Below are 19,773 nucleotides of genomic sequence, written 5' to 3'. Positions count from 1 at the left end.
TCTAAGTTTTTTACCAGAAATGGAATTCCTATATTACTTTTTTTAGTTATTTTTATCCAAAACCCTTATTTCATTAGTAATTAAATAGTCAACTGCCTAAAGCGTGAAAGCATAAAATGTCCGGAAAACGACTAAAAAAAACGTTACGTCTGTTCGATGTATATGCCATCAGTACAGGAGCCATGTTCAGCTCGGGTTTCTTTTTACTTCCCGGGCTTGCTGCCGCGATGACAGGACCATCGGTGGTGTTGGCCTATTTGGTAGCCGGTGCCATGATGTATCCGACCATGCTTAGCGTGGCCGAATTAGCCACTGCCATGCCCCGTGCTGGCGGTGCTTATTATTTCATTGACCGGAGTTTGGGCCCTTTGTTCGGAACCATTGGCGGAATCGGTTCCTGGTTTGCCCTGATATTTAAAAGTGCTTTCGCACTAATAGGAATGGGAGCGTATGTGTCCATTTTCATTGATGTGCCCATCACGCCGGTGGCCATAGGGTTGACCCTTACCTTCGGGTTTACCAATATTATTGGTTCAAAAGAGGCAGGTTGGTTACAAAAAGTACTGGTCGCTACGCTGGTGGTGATCCTGACCTTTTACACGGTTCAAGGCTTGGCAAAGGTCTTTCAATTTGATTTTTTCAACCACCTCAGGAATGAATACGATGTCTTTTTTCTTGATGGAACCCGGGGATTCTTTGGTTCCATTGGGCTGGTTTTTGTCTCCTATGCAGGCCTTACCAAAGTGGCCAGCGTGGCAGAGGAAGTTCACAATCCTGACAAGAACATTCCCTTGGCCATGTTTTTGTCCCTGGCTACAGCAACAACCATCTACGTGGTGGGTGTATTTATTATGGTTTCCCTACTGGACAAGGAGGTGCTTTTTGCAGATTTGACCCCGGTCGCTACCGCCGGAGAAGTTTTCATGACCTGGCTCCCGGGAAAAACCGGATTGATTTTGGTAGTAATTGCAGCCATTGCGGCGTTTGCTTCTACCGCCAATGCAGGTATTATGTCAGCAGCCCGGTATCCACTGGGCATGGCCCGAGACCAACTTATTCCTGCCTATTTTGGGAAATTAGGAAAATTTCAAACCCCGCTTTATGCCACCCTGGCCACAACGGGATTAATGGTCTTTCTCTTATTGATCTTTAATGTAGAAACCGTCGCCAAAATTGCAAGTACCTTCCAGCTCATGCTATTTGGCTTGCTGAATATCTGTGTCATCGTCATGCGTGAAAGCGAACTAAAAGGTTATGACCCCGGTTTCAGGTCGCCCTATTATCCCTGGATGCAACTTACCGGCTTACTTTTTTCGGTGTTTCTGATCATTGAAATGGGCTTTCTATCGCTGATTTTTACGTTTTTGATTATCGGGGCCAGCATTTTCTGGTATTTCAGCTATGCGAAGGATAAGGTCAAACGAGAGGGAGCCATGTTTCATGTGTACAGTAAACTAGGTCAACGGCGCTATGATGGACTGGAAATGGAGCTTTGGTCCATGATGAAAGAAAAAGGATTGCGAGCGGAAGACCCATATGAAAAAGTGATCAGCCGGGCCTTGATTTTGGATACCAAGGCGGCGGAGTTCAACTACGAGCAATTGTTGGAAGAAGTATCGGTTCATTTTGCCAAAAAGACTGGTTTACGAAAGCGGCAATTGCTAAAAGCCTTTAGAGATGAAAATGAGGAGGGATTAATTGCCATCGGTAAAACCACTGCCTTGAAACACATCCGCTTTGAGGAAGAACTGGAATCGGAGGTTGCCATCGCCCGCTTTAAGGAGGGCTTACCCGTAAAGTTTGAATTTTTTGAATTGTTTAAAGGGAAGAAACGCAACTGGAGCAAAAAATTACATGCCGTGCTGTTTCTTGTCAGCTCTAAAAAACATTCCGGCCAACACCTTCGGATGCTGGCACATCTCGCAGAAATCCTGGACAATGAAAATTTCCCCAGCCGTTGGTTGCAAGCTGCCGATGAAAGCGAGTTGCGCCAGATCCTGCTAAGAGACGAACGGTTTATCAACCTACTTCTGGAAACCGGAAAACCGTCCGGGGTACTAATCGGAAAAATGATCCAGGAGTTAAAACTTCCGGAAAAATCGCTGATCACGGTGATCAAAAGGGAGGGAAAGGTCATTTTCCCCCATGGAAATTCCCTACTGAAAGAAAGAGATGAACTGTCAATTATAGGAGAAAAGCAGGAAATTGATGAAATTCGCAGCTTGTACGAGACCGCTAACCGGACAACCAACGAAAAGTGGGCCGATTAGCGGATCGTTCTATCTAACTGCAAGTAACTTTTATGAATCTATTGAAGGACAAATCCAGTGATGGCTGGCTTATTTTGGGCATTTTGCTGGTTTCTTTTAACCTTCGCCCCTCGATTACAGCAGTGGGTCCCCTCATTCCCTTCATTCGGGAGGACATGAACTTATCCAATGGCCTGGCGGGTTTTCTGACCACATTGCCCCTGCTGACTTTTGCTACTTTTTCCTTGTTCTCGGCGGGCATCGGGAACCGCCTTGGTAAAGCAAAGGCGATCTTTATGGGATTGCTAATCCTGGGCACGGGCTCGGTGCTTCGGGTATCGGCGGGACCTTTTGCCCTGTATCTTGGCACGGCGCTGACCGGGATTGGCATTGTCATTTGCAATGTCTTGCTGATTCCACTGGTAAAATCCCGCATGCCGTCCAAAACCGGAAAGGTAATGGCCCTATTCAGCACGGGCATGTCCTTATTGGCTGCGATTGCCACCGCAGTAAGTGTTCCCCTGGCCCAGGGTTTGGGTTGGGGCTGGAGAGGATCCTTATTATTCTGGACATCCTTTCTCTTTTTAGCTTTGCTGGTTTGGTGGCCGCAATTGGCCTTTTCCCCGAAACCTCAAAAGCAAATCGAAAAAATGGGTATATCCGTATGGCGCTCCCGGCTGGCCTGGCAGGTCACCTTGTTTATGGGGGTGCAATCCCTGTTGTTTTTTACCCTGATTACCTGGTTGCCGGACATGATGATTGACAAGGGGCTAAGTGCCACCCATGCCGGTTTGATGGCTTCGATGATGCAAGTGGTGGGGTTGCTGGGGACGTTATTTGCCCCGGTAGTTGCTAGCCGTTTCCGGCAGCAATCCGGCATTGCCGTTTCCATTGGGGCGATTTACCTGCTGGGGTTCAGCACCTTGTTTTCACCAACCATCTGGCTAAACGTACTGGGCATCGCTGTGGTAGGACTGGGCATGGGAGCGAGCATCAGCCTGGCCTACCTCCTGATCGCCCTGCGGACAAAAAATGACCGCTACACGGCAGGACTATCCGGTATGGCACAATCCGCTGGCTACTTTCTGGCAGCTTTTGGGCCGATGCTGTTCGGCATGGCATTTGATCAATGGCAGGATTGGGACATGCTGGTTTACCTGATGCTGGTTTCATCCCTCTTTTTTACCGGCTTCGGGTATTTAGCAGGAAGAAACCGAACGGTATAGCACGAAAACACCCCGGCAGAAAGCTTACCAATTATCCCCAAATTTTCCGTACGTTTGTAATCTCGAACCTTACCTTTATTTCATGCAGGAATTACTGGAAACCCTGGGCATTTCCCAATCGCTTTTTGATTACCTCGTGATGCCCTTGTTTATCTTTTTAGCCCGGGTAGTAGATGTTTCGATCAATACCCTACGGATCATGTTTGTCTTGAACGGAAAAAAAACCGTGGCTCCGGTTCTGGGTTTCTTTGAAGCACTCATATGGCTTATTGCAATTGGACAAATTTTTCAAAACATCAACAATCCGCTTTCTTACATTGCTTATGCGGGCGGCTATGCCATGGGAACGTATATAGGCATGGTCATCGAAGAACGTCTTGCCCTGGGCAGGGTATTGGTACGAATCATTACTCCCGAAGCCCTTCCCGAACTTGTGGAGTTCATGAAAGAAAAAGAATACCGCTTTACCTCTGTGGGAGCAGAAGGACGATTTGGTAAAGTCATCCTCATGTTTACTGTCATTAAAAGGGAACGGCTGAAGGAATTTATCGGCAAACTCAGAGAGAGTAATGAGAAAGCTTTTTACACCATCGAGAGCGTTAAAAGGGTTTCAGAAGATGACCTTAACGTCATGGAAGACCGGCCCCGATTCACTACCCGTCTCCGAAATCTTATCCGAAAATAAGCTTTCCCTTTTTTTCCCGTTTTGTTCCCGACAGAAAAGCGTCCAACTACAATCCAAAAACATTCGAATAAAAGGGTTAGATTCTATCCACTCATTCCAGCGGAAGCTCCCCTAAATTCCGCATGTTTCGTAGAATCCAAGCTTGTCGTTGCCGGAGGTAGGGAGTAGGCTGATCGGGCCTCCAGCGCAAGGGATTAGGCAACACGGCCGCTATTAGTGCTGCTTCCTGCCTGATAAGATCTGCTGCCGCTTTACCAAAATAAAACTGAGAGGCTGCTTCCGCTCCATAGATTCCGTCTCCCATTTCAATGACATTCAGGTACACTTCCATGATCCTTTCCTTAGACCAAAAAAACTCCATCAGAAACGTAAAATAGGCCTCCATTCCTTTTCGAAGCAGGTTTCTTCCGGGCCATAAAAAGACGTTTTTTGCAGTTTGATTACTAATGGTGCTTCCGCCCCTAATCCTTTTTCCTTCCTTGTTCTCCTCCAGAGCGCGTTCAATTGCATCCCAATCAAAACCACCATGATCCAGAAATTTCTGGTCTTCGGCAGCGATAACCGCACGGTACAAATGAGGAGAAATGGCTTCTATGCGCACCCAATCCTTTTGGAAGCGGAAGTCCCTATCTTCATCCAGAACCTGCTCCATAGCCCGAATCCCCATCAAGGGAGTAAAAAGGACCGGCAATCTGCCCAGCACTACTACAGCCAGGATGGACAACAAAAACAACCCAAGGAAAATCCTGGCCGCCCAAACAAAGGTTTTTCTCACAAATGAATCATTTCGATAAATAAACCCACCACCCTATCCGCTCTGGATAGGAGGTGGGCGTTGGTTAACTACAGGGGTTTGAGTATCATTTTACTAAAGATGCTGGAAAAATAATCAAATAGCCATTGTCTGAAAGAATAGCGATTACGAATGAACTCATCATTCTTCCACACCGTATTGAGACAGGTCCAACACTTCGTCCTCCAGGTAATGAGGGTAAATCTTTTGATGTATTTTCTTTACTTCCGCCGTCACCACTTTTCGAAAACCTTCTATGTTGGTGCCATTCCCAGCTGCCATAAAGACGGGTCTGATCGAGGATTTCTTTGCATAGCTCTCCTCTAGCTTCTCGAAATCGATGAAATTAGCTTCTTCTACTTCGTGTGCGGACATCAGCATCAGCTCTTCCTCGGAAGGCATTTTGGGAGCCACATCGATTTTATTAAAGACCATGATTACGGGCTTGTCACCCGCACCCATTTCGTTTAAGGTCTGATTGACCACCGTGATCTGATCCTCAAAATTAGGATGTGAGAGATCCACCACGTGTATAAGTAAATCGGCCTCTTCAATCTCCGCCAGGGTGGATTTAAAGGACTCAATCAGGTGGGTTGGCAGCTTACGGATAAATCCCACCGTGTCGGAGATCAGAAAAGGGATGTTTTCAAGCACCACCTTCCGCACAGTAGAGTCCACTGTGGCGAAAAGCTTGTTCTCGGCCAGGATATTTGCTTTGGTGAGCAGGTTCATTAGCGTACTTTTTCCCACATTGGTATACCCAACCAAAGCTACCCGTACAATGCCCTTTCGGCCTTTGCGCTGGGTATGCCCTTGTTTCTCAATTTTCTTTAGCTTTTCTTTCAGCAAATCGATTTTTTGCCGGATGTCTCGCTTATCCGTTTCGATTTCCTTTTCTCCGGCACCACCCCGGGTGGCCGTTCCTCCACGCTGTCTTTCCAGGTGCGTCCACATTCGGGTCAACCTAGGCAATAGGTACTGGTAACGTGCCAGTTCCACCTGCGTTTTTGCCTGCGCTGTCTGCGCCCTGCTTAGAAAAATATCAAGAATCAACATGGAACGATCATATACCTTAATTTTGAGTTCGTTCTCCAATATTTTTACTTGCGAAGGACTGAGGTCCTCATCAAAAATGGCCATATCGACGGAAAAGTACTCAATGTAGGTTTTGATTTCCTCCAATTTACCGGAGCCCACAAAGGTTCTGGCATCCGGTTTATCCATTCGCTGGGTAAACCGATGCACGGATTTTGCTCCCAGCGTCTCTGTCAGGAAGGCCAACTCATCCAGGTGCTCCTGCACCACTTGCTCTGTTTCCTGCTGGTGGATTAGCGCAATCAAAACTGCCGTTTCCTCTTTTGGGGCAGTATCTACCAATTTGGCAATTTTTCTGCTGTATTTACTCATGCAAAGGTTTGTTCAAACTTCCATTCGACGATTCGAATATGGTATAACGTAGTTTCGCAGCAATAGATTCATGATCGGGTGTATTTGTGCACGGCGGGCCGCTCTTATTATGCATTTTCGGTCCTTATCCGGAAACCGCGGCAAAATTCATCCACAAGTACTGCATTTTCAATACATATTTACCAAATTGCACCGTTTTAGTCAATAACAAATAATAGAGGCATGGAAATCAAAAAGACAGCAATCCAGGATGTTTTTGAAATTTACCCAAAAATTTTCGAAGATGCAAGAGGCTATTTTTTAGAAAGTTACCGGGAAGACTTATTTAAAAAGCACGGAATGAACACCCATTGGGTGCAAGACAATCAGTCCTACTCCCAAGCTGGAATCGTGCGGGGCCTGCACTTTCAGACGGGAATGCATGCTCAGGCCAAGCTAGTCCGGGTCATCAGCGGAAAGGTCCTGGATGTCTGCGTAGATCTTCGCAAAGGATCAGCCACTTTTGGTGAATACCATTCGGTGATTCTGGACGAAGCGCTTCAGAACATGCTCTATGTCCCTACCGGATTTGCTCATGGTTTTGCCGTGATAGAAGATGCGGTTTTTACCTATAAATGCTCCAGCGTTTATCACAAAGAAAGTGAGGGGGGAATTATTTGGAATGATAAGCAGTTAAGCATTGATTGGGGAGTGGATAATCCGCTCCTATCCGAAAAGGACCAATCCTGGCCTGATCTGAAAAAATTCGAAGAATTAAGCAGAGGAGGACTTTAATGTCTATATTCGATTTATTCACCAAACAAAGAACATCATCCGAAAATCAGGCACTGGATCTTAGTTGGCTCCAGGCCGATATGCACAGCCACTTGATTCCAGGAATTGACGATGGTTCCCAATCGATGGAGGAATCTGTCATACTGGTAGAGCGGCTGGCTTCCTATGGATTAAAAAAACTCATCATTACCCCGCATATCATGAGTGAGTTTTTTAGAAACACGCCGGAAACCATTGATAGTGGACTAAGGAAATTGAAGAGAGCTGTCAGCGAAGCCGGTATTTCTGTAGAGCTGGAAACGGCGGCAGAATATTACCTGGACGAGATTTTTTTTGAAAAAGTAGAAAAAAATGAACCGCTGCTTAGCTTTGGCGAAAACAAGATGGTACTCGTAGAGACTGGGTTTATGAGTAAGCCCCACATTCTCCTCGAAACCTTTTTTCAGATGGAGCTGTCTGGTTACCAACCGGTATTTGCACATCCTGAGCGGTACATTTACCTGCACCAGGAAAGCAGTACGCTGGAAGGTCTGGCAGACCGAAACATCCCTTTCCAGTTAAACCTGCTGTCACTTACCGGGTATTATTCCAAGGCCGTTAAAAAATTTGCCGAGAAGTTAATAGATCGGGACCTGGTAAAGCTTGCCGGAACAGATTGCCACAACGAAAAATACCTGGATGCGTTGGAAAGGTTGCCACAGGAAAAGTATTTTAACAAATTGAAAGATTTGGACCTTTGGAATAAGAATTTGTAAGCTCCGCCCATAATGCTAACCTTGTGAAAAAGATACTCATCACCGGCATTACCGGATTATTGGGAAGCTACCTCGCTAAAAGTCTTTCCGGCAAAGCACTGATTTCCGGGACTAAAAGAGCCGGAAGCAATACAGGTCTGCTGGGCAGTATGGCAGACAGTATTCAGTGGTATGAGGGAGAAATCACCGACGTGGAAATGCTTACCGAAGCTTGTCGGGATCAGGATCTGGTCATCCATTCCGCAGGACTGGTCTCATTCGATGATTCTAAAAAAGAAGTATTACTGAAAACCAATGCCCAGGGAACGGCTTGTCTGGTGAATGCCATGCTTTCCCTAAACACCGGCAAATTGGTTTTTATCAGTTCGGTGGCGGCATTGGGCAGACAGGAGAATCAGCTATCCATTACCGAAGAGCAAAAATGGATAAATTCCGAATTAAATACCCCCTATGGCATCTCCAAGCACCTGGCAGAACTGGAGGTCTGGCGGGGGGCTCAAGAAGGTTTGCAGGTGATGGTTTTCAATCCCTCCGTCTTGCTGGCAAAAATAACGGACGAACGCAGCAGCAGCCAAATCTACCGGTATGTGTTGGATGGCAACCGCTATTTCCCGCAGGGTAATATCAACTATATCGATATACGGGATGCGGTCGCGATCATGCTTCAATTGATCGACAAGGGAGAATGGAACCAACGGTATATCATTAGCAAAGAAAGCCTCCCTTACAAGGATTTTTTCAATGAAATGGCCTTGGTCTTCGGGATAAAGCCCCCAAGCATTCCCCTTAGCAATTGGATCGCGGGCTGGGTGATCCGCTGGTCCCGGTTACACAACTGGTTCTCGAAAAACAAGCTACCCATCAGCCGACAAACCGTTCGGGCTGCCCAGACCAAAGTAGGATATGACAGCAGCAAAGTAAAAGAAGCAACCGGAACCTCCTTTACTCCATTGAAAGACACCTTTGAGTGGGCGATGGCAAATGAAAAGTAAAAAGGCTTCGGTAAAAGAACCTAAAATGAAAATATTTGGTATCTTAAACGTAAAATTCATATCAAACCTATGACAGGAGATTTTGACAATCACTCGGATCAGGAGAAGGAATTGGTACAGCGATTTGAAAATTCTCTCAAATCCAATAGAGGCCTATTTTTTGGGGAAGAAGAATTGGAAGATATCATCAGGTATTACCATGATCATTTCAAATACAAAAAGGCCTATAAAACCAGTGAATGGGCCTTGCAAAAATTCCCGTTTTCGGTGGAAATAAAACTTTTGATGGCGCAATCCCTGCTTTTCATGGATGAGCTGGAAGAAAGCCTGGAACTGCTGGAAAACCTGAACAACCTCTCTCCAAACAATGAGGAAATCATATTGACCATGGCCAATGCCTTGTCCTTATTGGATCAATACGAGGACGCTATCCAGCTGCTAAAAGGATTTTTGCCTTTAGCCGAAGACAAGGCTGAGGTATATTACCTGCTCGGAAATTTCTACCGTAGCGACAAAAAAATGGAGGAGGCCATCAACTGTTTTAAAGAGGTGGTGAAATTAAAGATCAATCATGAAGATGCGCTCTTTCAACTAGCCATGATGACCGAAGAAGAGGGCTCCTTCGATGAAATCCTCAACTTCTACCAGGAATTTATCGATCAAGATCCCTACAATGCCAACGCCTGGTACAATCTGGGGGTGGTCTACAATCGCCTGGGCAAATTCACAGAAGCCATCGATGCCTATGATTACGCCTTGCTCATTGACGATTCCTTTGCTTCGGCTTATTTTAACCTGGGAAATGCGCTGATGAACACCCTTCAGTACGAGAAAGCCCTGGAAGCCTATCAAAACACCATCAACTGCGAAGGCAGCAATGCCGAAAACTGTTGTTACTTGGCCGCTTCCTATGAAAAGCTGGACCAGATCGATATGGCCTTCAAGTATTTCAAAAAATCTGCCAAATTGGATCCGGAATACGACGATGCCTGGTTTGGTCTCGGGATGTGCATGATGAAAAAGAAGAAATTCTTTGAAGCGATTCATTATTTTAAAAAAGCGTTGAATTTAACGTCAGAAAATGCCAATTACTGGGTCGGCCTTGCCGGTGCTGAATACGAATTGGGCAACCTTCAGGCCAGTTCAGAGGCCTACGAAGAAGCCATTAACCTGGAACCCGGTATTATTGAGACTTATATAAACCTTTCTCTCATCTATTTCGACCAAAACCGCTTTGAGGAAGCAGAGGACGTCATCAAAGAAGGAATGGAGGAGTTACCGGAGGAAGCCGAACTCTATTACAGACTGGTGGTCTACCTTATTAAAACAGGTAAATACAAAGAAGCCTTTTCAATTTTGGAAAATGCATTAACTTTGGACTTCGAAAAACACGAATTGCTTTACGAACTGATGCCCGAGTTGGAAAAACAGAAAGCAATATTTAAAATTATCAACCAGTACAGAGAGGATTTTAAAAGATAACGTTTCTTTTGTCTCAATTTTGTCAAAATTTTATTGAATGAATTACGATCTTAAGAGCATTCCGTCCCGGACTGACAAACCTAGAAATTCAGGATTTACCATGGCCATGGATAAGGGGCTTAGCCTTCGGGAAGTGGAAGATTTTATTGAAGTCAGTGGAGATTACGTAGATATTGTCAAACTAGGATGGGCGACTTCTTTTGTTACTAAAAATTTACGGGAAAAAATAGACATTTATCGGGCGGCAGGTATTCCGGTTTATTTCGGAGGAACGCTTTTTGAAGCATTTGTCATCCGCGATCAATTTGACGATTATGTCCGACTTTTAGAGGAATACCAACTTGAGTTCGCAGAGGTGTCTGACGGATCCATCACCCTGGACCATAACAAAAAATGCAGGTACATCGAAACGATGGCTAAAAAGGTGACCGTTTTGTCCGAGGTAGGTTCAAAAGATGCTGCCAAAATCATCCCTCCCTACAAATGGATCGACCAAATGCAGAAAGAACTGAATGCTGGTGCCTGGAAGGTAATCGGAGAATCCAGGGAAGGGGGAACGGTCGGCCTTTTCAGGGATTCCGGAGAAGTACGGCAGGGGCTGGTAGAAGAAATCCTCACCCAGATACCCGAAGAAAAAATCATCTGGGAAGCACCTCAAAAAGAACAACAGGTATGGTTCATTAAGCTTCTGGGATCAAATGTAAATCTCGGAAACATCGCTCCCAACGAAATCATTCCCTTGGAAACATTAAGGCTGGGTTTGAGAGGAGACACTTTTGATTTCTTTTTGGACCTCTGATTTTTATTGGTTCTACTACTAAACAGGCCACACAATGAAGCGGATCAGTGACTGGGTAATTTTGTTCCTTAAGGGAATGGGTATGGGAAGTGCGGATATAGTACCCGGTGTGTCGGGAGGATCCATCGCTTTGGTTACCAAGATTTATGAGGAATTATTGGAAAGCATTAATTCCTTTGATCTGCAGGCCCTACATCTGGTAACCCGTTTAAAAATAGCTGAATTTTGGAAACACGTTAACGGAGGATTTCTATTGGTGCTTTTTCTGGGCATTATGACCAGTATTTTTGCCTTCTCCAAGATCATTACCTTTTTTATTGATCATTTTCCCATTCCACTTTGGTCCTTTTTCTGCGGATTGATCCTGATCAGTGCCATCGTAATCCTGAGGGAAATCAAACGGTGGAACCTCATAGCTATTCTGATGTTTCCGCTGGGAGCAGTCCTGGCCTATTTTATCACCGAATTGCCCTTAATCACCTCACCGAACACGCTTTGGTTTACATTTATTTCGGGAGCCATCGCCATTTGTGCCATGATTTTACCGGGAATTTCCGGCAGCTTCCTGCTACTCATCTTGGGCAAATATGAGTACATCCTCACGGCAGTCAATGACAAAAACCTGCTGGTCCTGGGGGTATTTGCACTGGGCTGTGTCAGTGGATTACTCCTCTTTAGCAGGGTTATTTCCTGGTTTCTGAAAAATTTCCATGCGCTTACCTTATCCCTGCTTTCAGGATTTATGGTTGGCTCCATCAATAAAATTTGGCCCTGGAAAAAAGTGTTAAGCTACCGCATTTCCAGTTCTGGCATGCAAAAACCGCTACTAACGGAAAATATCCTTCCCCACGTCTATCTGGTAGAAACAGGGGAAGACCCCGGTTTTCTCCTTGCTATTTTTGCATTTCTATTTGGGGTACTGCTCGTGGTAGGACTTGAACGATTAGCACATAATTTTAGCAGAGAATGAAAAAATACGGACTCATCGGATTTCCACTGACGCATTCCTTCTCCAAAAAATATTTCTCCGAAAAATTTCAAAAAGAAGGCTTAAAGGGATGTCAATACGAGCTGTATGAGCTACCGACTATTCAGGCCTTTCCTGCTTTGCTGGCTAAGGTACCAGATCTCATTGGCCTGAATGTAACCATTCCCTATAAGCAACAAGTCATCGCTTTCCTGGACCGGCTGGAGCCAGCCTGCCGGGCAATCGGAGCCGTTAATTGTATCAAAGTTAGCCCCGACGAATTGGTAGGATTCAATACCGATTACATCGGTTTCCGAACCTCTCTGGAAAACTGGCTGGGGAAAGAACGGCCTGCTGCCCTGGTCCTTGGCACCGGTGGTGCGTCCAACGCCGTAGCACAAGCCCTTAATGACCTTAATATTGCTTTTCTAAAAGTTTCCAGGGCTTCGCATCCGGATTCCAAATCCATCTTATCTTACAAGGAATTAGCGGCAGGCATCCTGGCGGATCATCCCCTGATCATCAATACCACTCCACTGGGCACCTACCCCAATACCAGCGAAAGGCCCCCTATTCCCCTTAAACAGCTCGGTAAAAACCATTGGGTTTATGACCTGGTCTATAACCCAGCGGAAACCAGTCTGATGAAGGAAGCCGCTGGCAGGGGGGCAAAAACCAAAAACGGCATGGAAATGCTCCACCTACAGGCAGAAGCCGCCTGGGAAATCTGGAATGCGAAAGAATGAAACAGGTGCAAGCCAATCACTCATTCGCTGGGACTGGATTCACGGTTATTCGTAAATGCCAGTCGCTTAGTGGGTTAATCCTTGTTGGCAAAAATACATTCCATGATTAACCGTTTTTTTAAGTGATTTCATTGACGTTTGTCGTTTAAAATAAGTATTATTAATCGTCATTCCACTCCAATTTTGTTTTTATGGTGAAGAAAGCAACGACACAGGACAGAAAGATTTTTGTTTTAGACACTTCTGTCATTTTGTATGATCATTACTCCATTATGAATTTTGCCGAGCATGATGTCGTGATTCCGATCACGGTATTGGAAGAACTCGATCAATTCAAAAAGGGCAACGATACCAAAAATTTTGAAGCAAGGGAATTCATTCGCCTCTTGGACCGGCTGGCAAAGGATCAGATGATCCAGCACTGGACTCCGCTAAACGGAAAAAGCAAGGGTGCTTTTAAAGTGATGATGAATCCGGAAAACGCTCTGAATGCCAATGAGATTTTCGGCGAAGAAAAAAACGATCATAAGATTCTGAATGCGGCCTTAAGTCTGAGGCAAACGGAAAAAAAACGCAAGGTCATATTGGTCAGTAAGGACATCAACCTCCGTCTCAAAGCCAAATCCCTGGATATTCCGGCAGAGGATTACGAAACCGGAAAAATCAAAAACATCACTGAAATTGAAAACACGGGCAAGGAGATAATTGAAAATGTGAGCCAGGAAATCATCAATACGCTTTACGAAAAAAGCAACCTGGATGCGGAGCAGGTTTTCGGAAAAAGACAAAAATCGCTACCTGCCAATAATACCTATTATATATTGAAAGGGGCCACACCCAACGCTTCTATACTGGCTTTTTATCATGCTTCAGAAAAATCCTTCGAAAAAATATCCAAATCCAAGGCCTACAATATCAGTCCCAAAAATGCAGAACAGGCGTTTGCACTACACGCCATCATGGACCCGAAAATCAAATTGGTTAGCATTCAGGGAGTGGCCGGAACGGGAAAAACCTTATTAGCCCTGGCAGGGGCATTGGAGCAACGCAGTAATTTTAAGCAGATTTTTCTTGCCCGCCCCATCGTCCCTTTAAGTAATAAAGACATCGGTTATTTGCCCGGAGACATTAAATCCAAATTGAATCCTTACATGGAACCACTTTGGGACAATTTGAAATTTATCCAAAACCAATACAAGGAACATGACAAGGAGTATCAGCGAATTTCGGACATGGTAAACCAGGAAAAACTGGTAATCCAGCCGCTTGCTTACATCCGGGGCCGCTCCCTTTCGAACATCTTTTTTATAGTGGACGAGGCACAGAATCTCACCCCACACGAAGTAAAAACCATTATAAGCAGGGCAGGAGAGAACACAAAAATCATCTTTACAGGGGATGTTTTCCAGATTGACACTCCTTATCTAGACAGTCAGAGCAACGGTCTTTCCTATCTAATCGACCGGGTAAGGACGCACCCCCTTTATGCCCATGTCAAATTGGAAAAGGGGGAACGTTCCGAACTCGCCAATTTAGCTAACGAGTTGCTATAACATTAACTTTCTGTGATGGTATTCAACTTGGCCAGGAAGCTATTGTAATATTGCCTGCCCACCTGTACCACATCGCCTGTCTTTAGGTTGATCTCTTTGGTATTAAAGCTTTCAATTTGGCCCAATTGGACGATATAGGACTTCTGTACCCGAAGAAACAGGTTGGAAGGCAGCTTCTCTTCCATGTCCTTCATTGACTTACGGATGGTGAAATTACGGTTCTTTGTGAAAATCGTCACCATGTTTCCGTTAGCTTCCACGTAATAAATATCCGAGTAATCCACGCGTTCAAAACTGTTGTCGGCCTTTATATAAACGGCATCTACTACCAGGTAAGGGCTCTCGACGATCTTAGTGCTAACACCCTCGGAAAGTGCCGGCCTGGTTCGCTGGTTGTATAGGACGATTTCCACCATGGCATGGATATCGTTGCTGTTGAAAGGCTTTACGATGAAACCAGCCGGATGGGTTCTTTTCGCCCGTTCGATGATAGCTGGATCGCTGTAAGAGGTGACGTAGACAATGGGAGCATCCACCATTTGCTGAATAATCTCCCCCAGTTCGATCCCGTCCTTATCACCCTTAAGTTTGATATCCATGAAGACCATGTCCGGGCGGTATTTCTTAACCACTTTAATCGCCTGGTTGGCTGAATTCGCAATGTCAATATTACCATAACCCAAAAGCTGCAAAATTTCTTCGATGTTTTCAGAAATATTTACATCGTCTTCAACAATCAGTATCCTTTCTTCTTTCATGATCTTAAATTTAAGGGAAAAATTAAAATAAAAGCTGTTTTGACCAATTTACAAATTAAAATACAAATTAATGCACAGATCCCCCTATTAAATGCCAATCCACCTGAAGAACCCATGCCATTATTACTAAAGGCTCATCAAATCTTTGAAACGGGCAGCCTGTCGCCGACTCACTTCAATTCGCTCTCCCCCCTTTAAGGTTACCACCAACCCTCCATTAAACCAGGGTTCAATGGATTCTACCCAACTCAAATTAATGATGTGTTTTCGGCTGGCCCGAAAAAAGGACTTTTCATCCAGGCGCTCGTCCAATGCATTGAGCGATTTATGAATCATGGGCTTGTTATTCTCGAAATACACCTTAATGTAGTTCCCGTCCGATTCAAATAGGCGTACATTGGCAAGCTTCACAAACCAACACTTGTCACCATCCTTCACAAAGACCTGATCCGTAAGGGAAAGTTGGCTTTTGGGACTTTTGGAAGCAGCATCATCTTCTTCCTTCTTCATCTCCTCCAATTTTTTCTCCAGCTTTTTAAGGGTATCGGTAAGGCGTTCCGGCTCGATGGGTTTCAATAAATAATCCAGCGCATTTACCTGAAAAGCCTGCAAGGCAAACTCATCATAGGCGGTAATGAATACCACAAGCGGTACATGATCCAATTCCTCCAGCAAATCAAAACCGGTTTTTTCCGGCATCTGTATATCCAAAAAGAGGACCTCTGGATTCAATTCCTCTATTTTTTCCCGGGCGTCGTCTACATTGTTGGCCTCACCCAAGACTTCCACATTGTCATTTTGATTCAATAGGTTGATGAGCTCCTTCCTTGCCAATCTTTCATCATCTACTACTAATACACGCATATCTTTTTTAATTTTATCCTAAATTAAGGTTTTGTTTTGGTATTTTTATTTCTGTAACCACGAATTCATTTCCATAATTGAAAATTTTAAAAGAAGCACGGTTCCCGTATATTAGTTTTAGCCGTTGTACCGTGTTAGCGATGCCATGTCCTTCCCCTTTTTTCCGGGGAGATTTATCCGCCTTGAGGTGACCGCTGTTTCTAACCCAAATATACAAATCATCTAACAGTCCAATGGTGCATTTGATTTCTATTATTCCGCCTTTCATCAAATTAGATACCCCATGTTTGATGCCGTTTTCAACGATCGTTTGTAACATCATCGGCGGGATTTTGTATTCATAGGCCTTGGGTTCTACATCATACAGGACTTTTAGGCGCTCTTCAAATCGAATGGACTCCAGATTCAAATAGTCTTTTACCGTATTCATCTCTTCCGAAAGCGGAATGGTTTTATGTTTGTCCATCACCAGGGAATACCGCAAAATGTTGGAAAGCTGCGTAATGGCCGTTTTGGCGTTGGTGGGGTTTTCGTCTACCAGCGCCCGCACACTATTCAGGGCATTGAAAATGAAATGCGGATTTAGCTGGTTTCGTAAATGAATCAGTTTAATTTCATTAATTCTTGCCTGGTATTTCAGGCTGGAATTATAATTATCCAAAAAATAAAAGAGAAAATAAAGCAAAGACCAAAGCGAATAAAACAGAAAACTGGTAAAAAGATTGGCCAAAAGTACCAGTGGACGGAAATCCTCCCGGAGATGCAGCGTCCCAAAAACCCAATTGATGATAATTTGAGCAAAGGTGTTCAAGAAACTGAGAATCAATACCGCAATCAATACATGGCTGATCAATTTGGTCAGCTCAAATTCCAGCCAGCTCTTATTCTTAATCAGAAACCTGAAAAAATGTGTTGAAAGAAAGTAAAAAATAGCCAGGGAAAAGTAAGCCCCTATCTGAATCGGTGTGATCCCTCTGACCATCGAAACAAAAAATAAATTGACAAGGGCAAAACAGAGCCAACCAAATAATTGTAATAGCCAATATAATTTGTATTTATCCATTCATTGCCCTTCTCTGCACAGCGAACCGCTACTTAACGGACACCGGCTACTTTGTTCAGGGGGATTTTATCGAGGATTTTATGAATCAAATCCCGGGTACTCACGTTATCGGCTTCGGCTTCATAATTTAAAATGATCCGGTGGTTCAAAACATCCTCGGCAATCGCTTTGATATCCTCTGGCAATACGTAGTCCCGCCCCTCCATAAAGGCGGTCGCTTTTGCCGCTAAGTTCAAATTAATGGATGCACGGGGAGAAGCGCCAAACTGAATGTATTTAGCTTCCTCCTGCATGCCGTATTTTTCAGGAAAACGAGTGGAAAACACCAATTCGATAATGTAATTTTCCAAGGCCTCGGCTATTTGTACCTCATTGATGGCATTCCGAATGGCAAAGATATTCTCCTTATCCAAAATGGGGTTTACCTCCGAGGAAAAATGGGCGTTCGTCATCCGGCGCATTACCTCTAACTCATCCGACTTGGAAGGGTAATCAATATTGACCTTCATCATAAACCGGTCTACCTGCGCTTCCGGTAGCGGATAGGTTCCCTCCTGATCCACGGGGTTTTGCGTCGCCAAAACCAGAAATGGCCTGTCCAGGGTAAACGTCGTTTCCCCAATGGTCACTTGCTTTTCCTGCATGGCCTCCAACAAGGCCGATTGGACTTTGGCTGGAGAGCGGTTGACCTCATCTGCCAGAATGATATTGGAAAAAATAGGTCCTTTCTTAACCTCAAAACTCGCGTTCAATTGGTTGTAGATCATGGTCCCCACCAAATCCGACGGCAAAAGATCGGGTGTAAATTGAATCCGTTTGAAATCCAGATGAAGCACCTGGGACAAAGTGTTTACCGTCAGGGTCTTCGCCAATCCGGGAACCCCTTCCAAAAGAATATGACCGTTGGTGAATAGGCCGATCAAAAGCCGGTTTACCATTTTATCCTGGCCGACTACGATCTTTTTTACTTCCTGGATGACTTCTTGTATCTTCTCCTGATGCATGTTGTTTGATTCAGATTTCAATAAAATAACTAAGGCATCGCCTCAAAATAGAAGCCTAAATTAGAATATTTCATGGTTTATCCCAATTCAGAATCTTCTCTTATTTCTTTCCGGGTGAAATTTGGGCTTTTTTCCCTGAGAAGCACCATTAATCAATAACGGAATCTTCAAAAATTCGTATATTTCTTCTTGCTCCAGAGACCGCACTTCCCCAGGCTGGAAGCCCTGTATCGTTAATGATTCGATGGCCCACCTTACCAGGCGCAAGGTAGGAAAACCAACCGCCGCAGTCATCCTACGAACCTGTCGGTTTTTGCCCTCTTTTAACGATAGCGCTATCCAGGAATCGGGTACATTCTTTCGGTACCGAATGGGAGGAACACGTGCCGGTAACTCGGATTCCGCATCGGGATGGGAATTGACACTGGCCCTTGATGTTTGGTGGGGCTTTCCTTTAATGGTGATGCTTATCCCCTGCCGCAATTGCCGCAGTGCTTCCTCTGAAATGTCCCCCTCTACCTGCACCCAGTACGTCCGCTCATGTCCATGAAGTGGGTCCAGCAGCAAGTGATTTAGCTTATTGTCATTTGTCAGTAGAAGCAGCCCCTCACTGTCCTTATCCAACCTGCCTACGGGATAAACATCGGAAGGGAAATCACCCAGTGCTGCCAGGGTATCTTCTTCTCCGCTAAATTGGCTTAACATGCCGTAGGGTTTGTATACAACGAAATACCTGTAATCCATAAAACCGGTTCTTTACCTCAACAACTGGAACAATTCATTCAACTGAGGCGTGAGGATGATTTCGGTCCTTCTGTTTTTGGCCCTTCCTTCCGGCGAATCATTGGGAGCTTTCGGTTCGTAAAAACTCCGACCCGCTGCAATAACCCTTTCCGGTGCCACGTCGTAGGTTTCCGTCAATATCCGAACGATTGCCGTGGCCCTACCCGTACTCAACTCCCAGTTGTCTTCAAAACTACCCCGGATAGGAACATCATCCGTGTGGCCTTCGACCATGATTTGTATTTCCGGACTATTGTTCAGAACCACTGCCAGTTTTCCCAACGCTTCTCTGCCTTCCCGGTTCACCGTAGCGCTCCCCGAAGAAAACAAAAGTTTATCTTGCAAAGATACGTACAACTTACCATCCTGCTCGTTTACCTGGAGTTCATCGGAACGGTATTGCACCAGAGCTTTATCAATGGTTGTTTTCAAACGCTCCATAACTGCCCGCTGTTCGTCCAGCAGGTTTTGAAGCAAATCCAGCCGTTGTTGCTGCTCCGAGAGCCGTTGTTCCTTTTCGTTAAGTTCCTGGCGAACGGAAGAGGATGTGGACATGGCCCTATCCAGCCTGTCTGCCAACTCGGACTTTTCCTGCTCCAGGGCATCCAATCGCTCCTGAAGGTCTTCGTTCATTTCTTGAAGACTGACGAGTTCCTGACGCGTACTGTCTAAAACATCCTCTGTATTTCTTAAAGAACGCATCATCTCTGCATTCCTTATATTCACTTCACGGTATTTCTTCTGGGGTACACAGGACTCCAACAAGACTATCCCTATTAAAAAACTCCCGAATAGTAAGGCTCTCCTCATAGTTTATCTGACTTTTTTACGATCGTCACCAAAAACATACCAATTTACAGGGAATCTAATAAA

Annotated in this window: 19 protein-coding genes; 11 read left to right on the top strand and 8 right to left on the bottom strand. The window is 44.9% G+C overall.

Annotation, left to right across the window (positions count from 1 at the left end; translation table 11 throughout):
• Window positions 1–116 precede the first annotated feature (116 nt).
• The 3 genes from GJQ68_RS07950 (at window position 117) to GJQ68_RS07940 (ending at window position 4,160) form a co-directional block, all read left to right on the top strand.
• Window positions 117–2,270, top strand: coding sequence for an amino acid permease (locus GJQ68_RS07950; RefSeq protein WP_162416767.1), 2,154 nt, complete (start codon window positions 117–119; stop codon window positions 2,268–2,270).
• Between the two features lie 32 nt (window positions 2,271–2,302).
• Window positions 2,303–3,475: a CynX/NimT family MFS transporter gene (locus tag GJQ68_RS07945; protein ID WP_162416766.1), complete on the top strand. Its 1,173-nt coding sequence runs from the start codon at window positions 2,303–2,305 to the stop codon at window positions 3,473–3,475.
• A gap of 82 nt (window positions 3,476–3,557) precedes the next feature.
• Entirely contained in the window at window positions 3,558–4,160 is a 603-nt protein-coding gene (locus GJQ68_RS07940) for a DUF2179 domain-containing protein (RefSeq protein ID WP_162416765.1), read from the top strand.
• A 91-nt stretch (window positions 4,161–4,251) separates the two neighbouring features.
• Here GJQ68_RS07940 and mtgA read toward each other — a convergent pair whose 3' ends face one another.
• Both mtgA and hflX read right to left on the bottom strand, forming a co-directional pair.
• Window positions 4,252–4,935, bottom strand: coding sequence for a monofunctional biosynthetic peptidoglycan transglycosylase (mtgA, locus tag GJQ68_RS07935; protein WP_162416764.1), 684 nt, complete (start codon window positions 4,933–4,935; stop codon window positions 4,252–4,254).
• A 159-nt stretch (window positions 4,936–5,094) separates the two neighbouring features.
• Window positions 5,095–6,360 carry a GTPase HflX gene (gene hflX, locus GJQ68_RS07930; RefSeq protein WP_162416763.1) on the bottom strand — a complete coding sequence of 422 codons (1,266 nt, stop codon included), beginning with the start codon at window positions 6,358–6,360 and terminating at the stop codon, window positions 5,095–5,097.
• A 222-nt stretch (window positions 6,361–6,582) separates the two neighbouring features.
• On the opposite strand from hflX, the gene rfbC reads away from it, so the two are divergent.
• The 8 genes from rfbC (at window position 6,583) to GJQ68_RS07890 (ending at window position 14,428) form a co-directional block, all read left to right on the top strand.
• Window positions 6,583–7,134, top strand: coding sequence for a dTDP-4-dehydrorhamnose 3,5-epimerase (gene rfbC, locus GJQ68_RS07925; RefSeq protein ID WP_162416762.1), 552 nt, complete (start codon window positions 6,583–6,585; stop codon window positions 7,132–7,134).
• On the top strand, window positions 7,134–7,889 hold the full coding sequence (locus tag GJQ68_RS07920) for a tyrosine-protein phosphatase (RefSeq protein WP_162416761.1): 756 nt from the start codon (window positions 7,134–7,136) through the stop codon (window positions 7,887–7,889). The genes rfbC and GJQ68_RS07920 overlap by 1 nt, the downstream gene beginning before the upstream one ends.
• A gap of 23 nt (window positions 7,890–7,912) precedes the next feature.
• Window positions 7,913–8,881: an NAD-dependent epimerase/dehydratase family protein gene (locus GJQ68_RS07915; protein ID WP_162416760.1), complete on the top strand. Its 969-nt coding sequence runs from the start codon at window positions 7,913–7,915 to the stop codon at window positions 8,879–8,881.
• 69 nt (window positions 8,882–8,950) lie between these two features.
• Window positions 8,951–10,363, top strand: coding sequence for a tetratricopeptide repeat protein (locus GJQ68_RS07910; protein WP_162416759.1), 1,413 nt, complete (start codon window positions 8,951–8,953; stop codon window positions 10,361–10,363).
• Window positions 10,364–10,400: 37 nt separating this feature from the next.
• Complete coding sequence (locus GJQ68_RS07905; protein ID WP_162416758.1) at window positions 10,401–11,162, top strand: phosphosulfolactate synthase; 762 nt, start codon at window positions 10,401–10,403, stop codon at window positions 11,160–11,162.
• Between the two features lie 34 nt (window positions 11,163–11,196).
• Window positions 11,197–12,132 carry a DUF368 domain-containing protein gene (locus tag GJQ68_RS07900; protein WP_162416757.1) on the top strand — a complete coding sequence of 312 codons (936 nt, stop codon included), beginning with the start codon at window positions 11,197–11,199 and terminating at the stop codon, window positions 12,130–12,132.
• A complete protein-coding gene (locus GJQ68_RS07895; protein WP_162416756.1) occupies window positions 12,129–12,875 on the top strand; it encodes a shikimate dehydrogenase family protein in 747 nt (248 codons plus the stop codon). The genes GJQ68_RS07900 and GJQ68_RS07895 overlap by 4 nt, the downstream gene beginning before the upstream one ends.
• Window positions 12,876–13,066: 191 nt before the next feature.
• On the top strand, window positions 13,067–14,428 hold the full coding sequence (locus GJQ68_RS07890; protein ID WP_162416755.1) for a PhoH family protein: 1,362 nt from the start codon (window positions 13,067–13,069) through the stop codon (window positions 14,426–14,428).
• A 2-nt stretch (window positions 14,429–14,430) separates the two neighbouring features.
• Here the strand turns inward: GJQ68_RS07890 and GJQ68_RS07885 are convergent, their stop codons facing one another.
• The 6 genes from GJQ68_RS07885 to GJQ68_RS07860 form a co-directional block, all read right to left on the bottom strand.
• The gene (locus GJQ68_RS07885) at window positions 14,431–15,186 is read right to left on the bottom strand and encodes a LytR/AlgR family response regulator transcription factor (protein WP_162342350.1); all 756 of its coding nucleotides are present in this window, start codon (window positions 15,184–15,186) and stop codon (window positions 14,431–14,433) included.
• A 126-nt stretch (window positions 15,187–15,312) separates the two neighbouring features.
• Entirely contained in the window at window positions 15,313–16,050 is a 738-nt protein-coding gene (locus tag GJQ68_RS07880; RefSeq protein WP_162416754.1) for a LytR/AlgR family response regulator transcription factor, read from the bottom strand.
• 13 nt (window positions 16,051–16,063) lie between these two features.
• Window positions 16,064–17,113 (bottom strand): sensor histidine kinase, encoded by a 1,050-nt coding sequence (locus GJQ68_RS07875; protein WP_162416753.1) that lies wholly within the window; start codon window positions 17,111–17,113, stop codon window positions 16,064–16,066.
• 32 nt (window positions 17,114–17,145) lie between these two features.
• Window positions 17,146–18,117, bottom strand: a complete 972-nt coding sequence (locus GJQ68_RS07870) for an AAA family ATPase (RefSeq protein WP_162416752.1) — start codon at window positions 18,115–18,117, stop codon at window positions 17,146–17,148.
• Between the two features lie 87 nt (window positions 18,118–18,204).
• Window positions 18,205–18,861 carry a pseudouridine synthase gene (locus tag GJQ68_RS07865; RefSeq protein WP_162416751.1) on the bottom strand — a complete coding sequence of 219 codons (657 nt, stop codon included), beginning with the start codon at window positions 18,859–18,861 and terminating at the stop codon, window positions 18,205–18,207.
• 12 nt (window positions 18,862–18,873) lie between these two features.
• Window positions 18,874–19,710, bottom strand: coding sequence for an OmpA/MotB family protein (locus tag GJQ68_RS07860; protein WP_162416750.1), 837 nt, complete (start codon window positions 19,708–19,710; stop codon window positions 18,874–18,876).
• Window positions 19,711–19,773 lie beyond the last annotated feature (63 nt).

It is taken from the genome of Cyclobacterium roseum (genome assembly GCF_010119225.1).
GTDB classification, from domain to species: Bacteria; Bacteroidota; Bacteroidia; order Cytophagales; family Cyclobacteriaceae; genus Cyclobacterium; species Cyclobacterium roseum.
The sequence above is the reverse complement of the archived record's forward strand: the minus strand, read 5'-3'. Positions and strand labels throughout refer to the sequence as shown.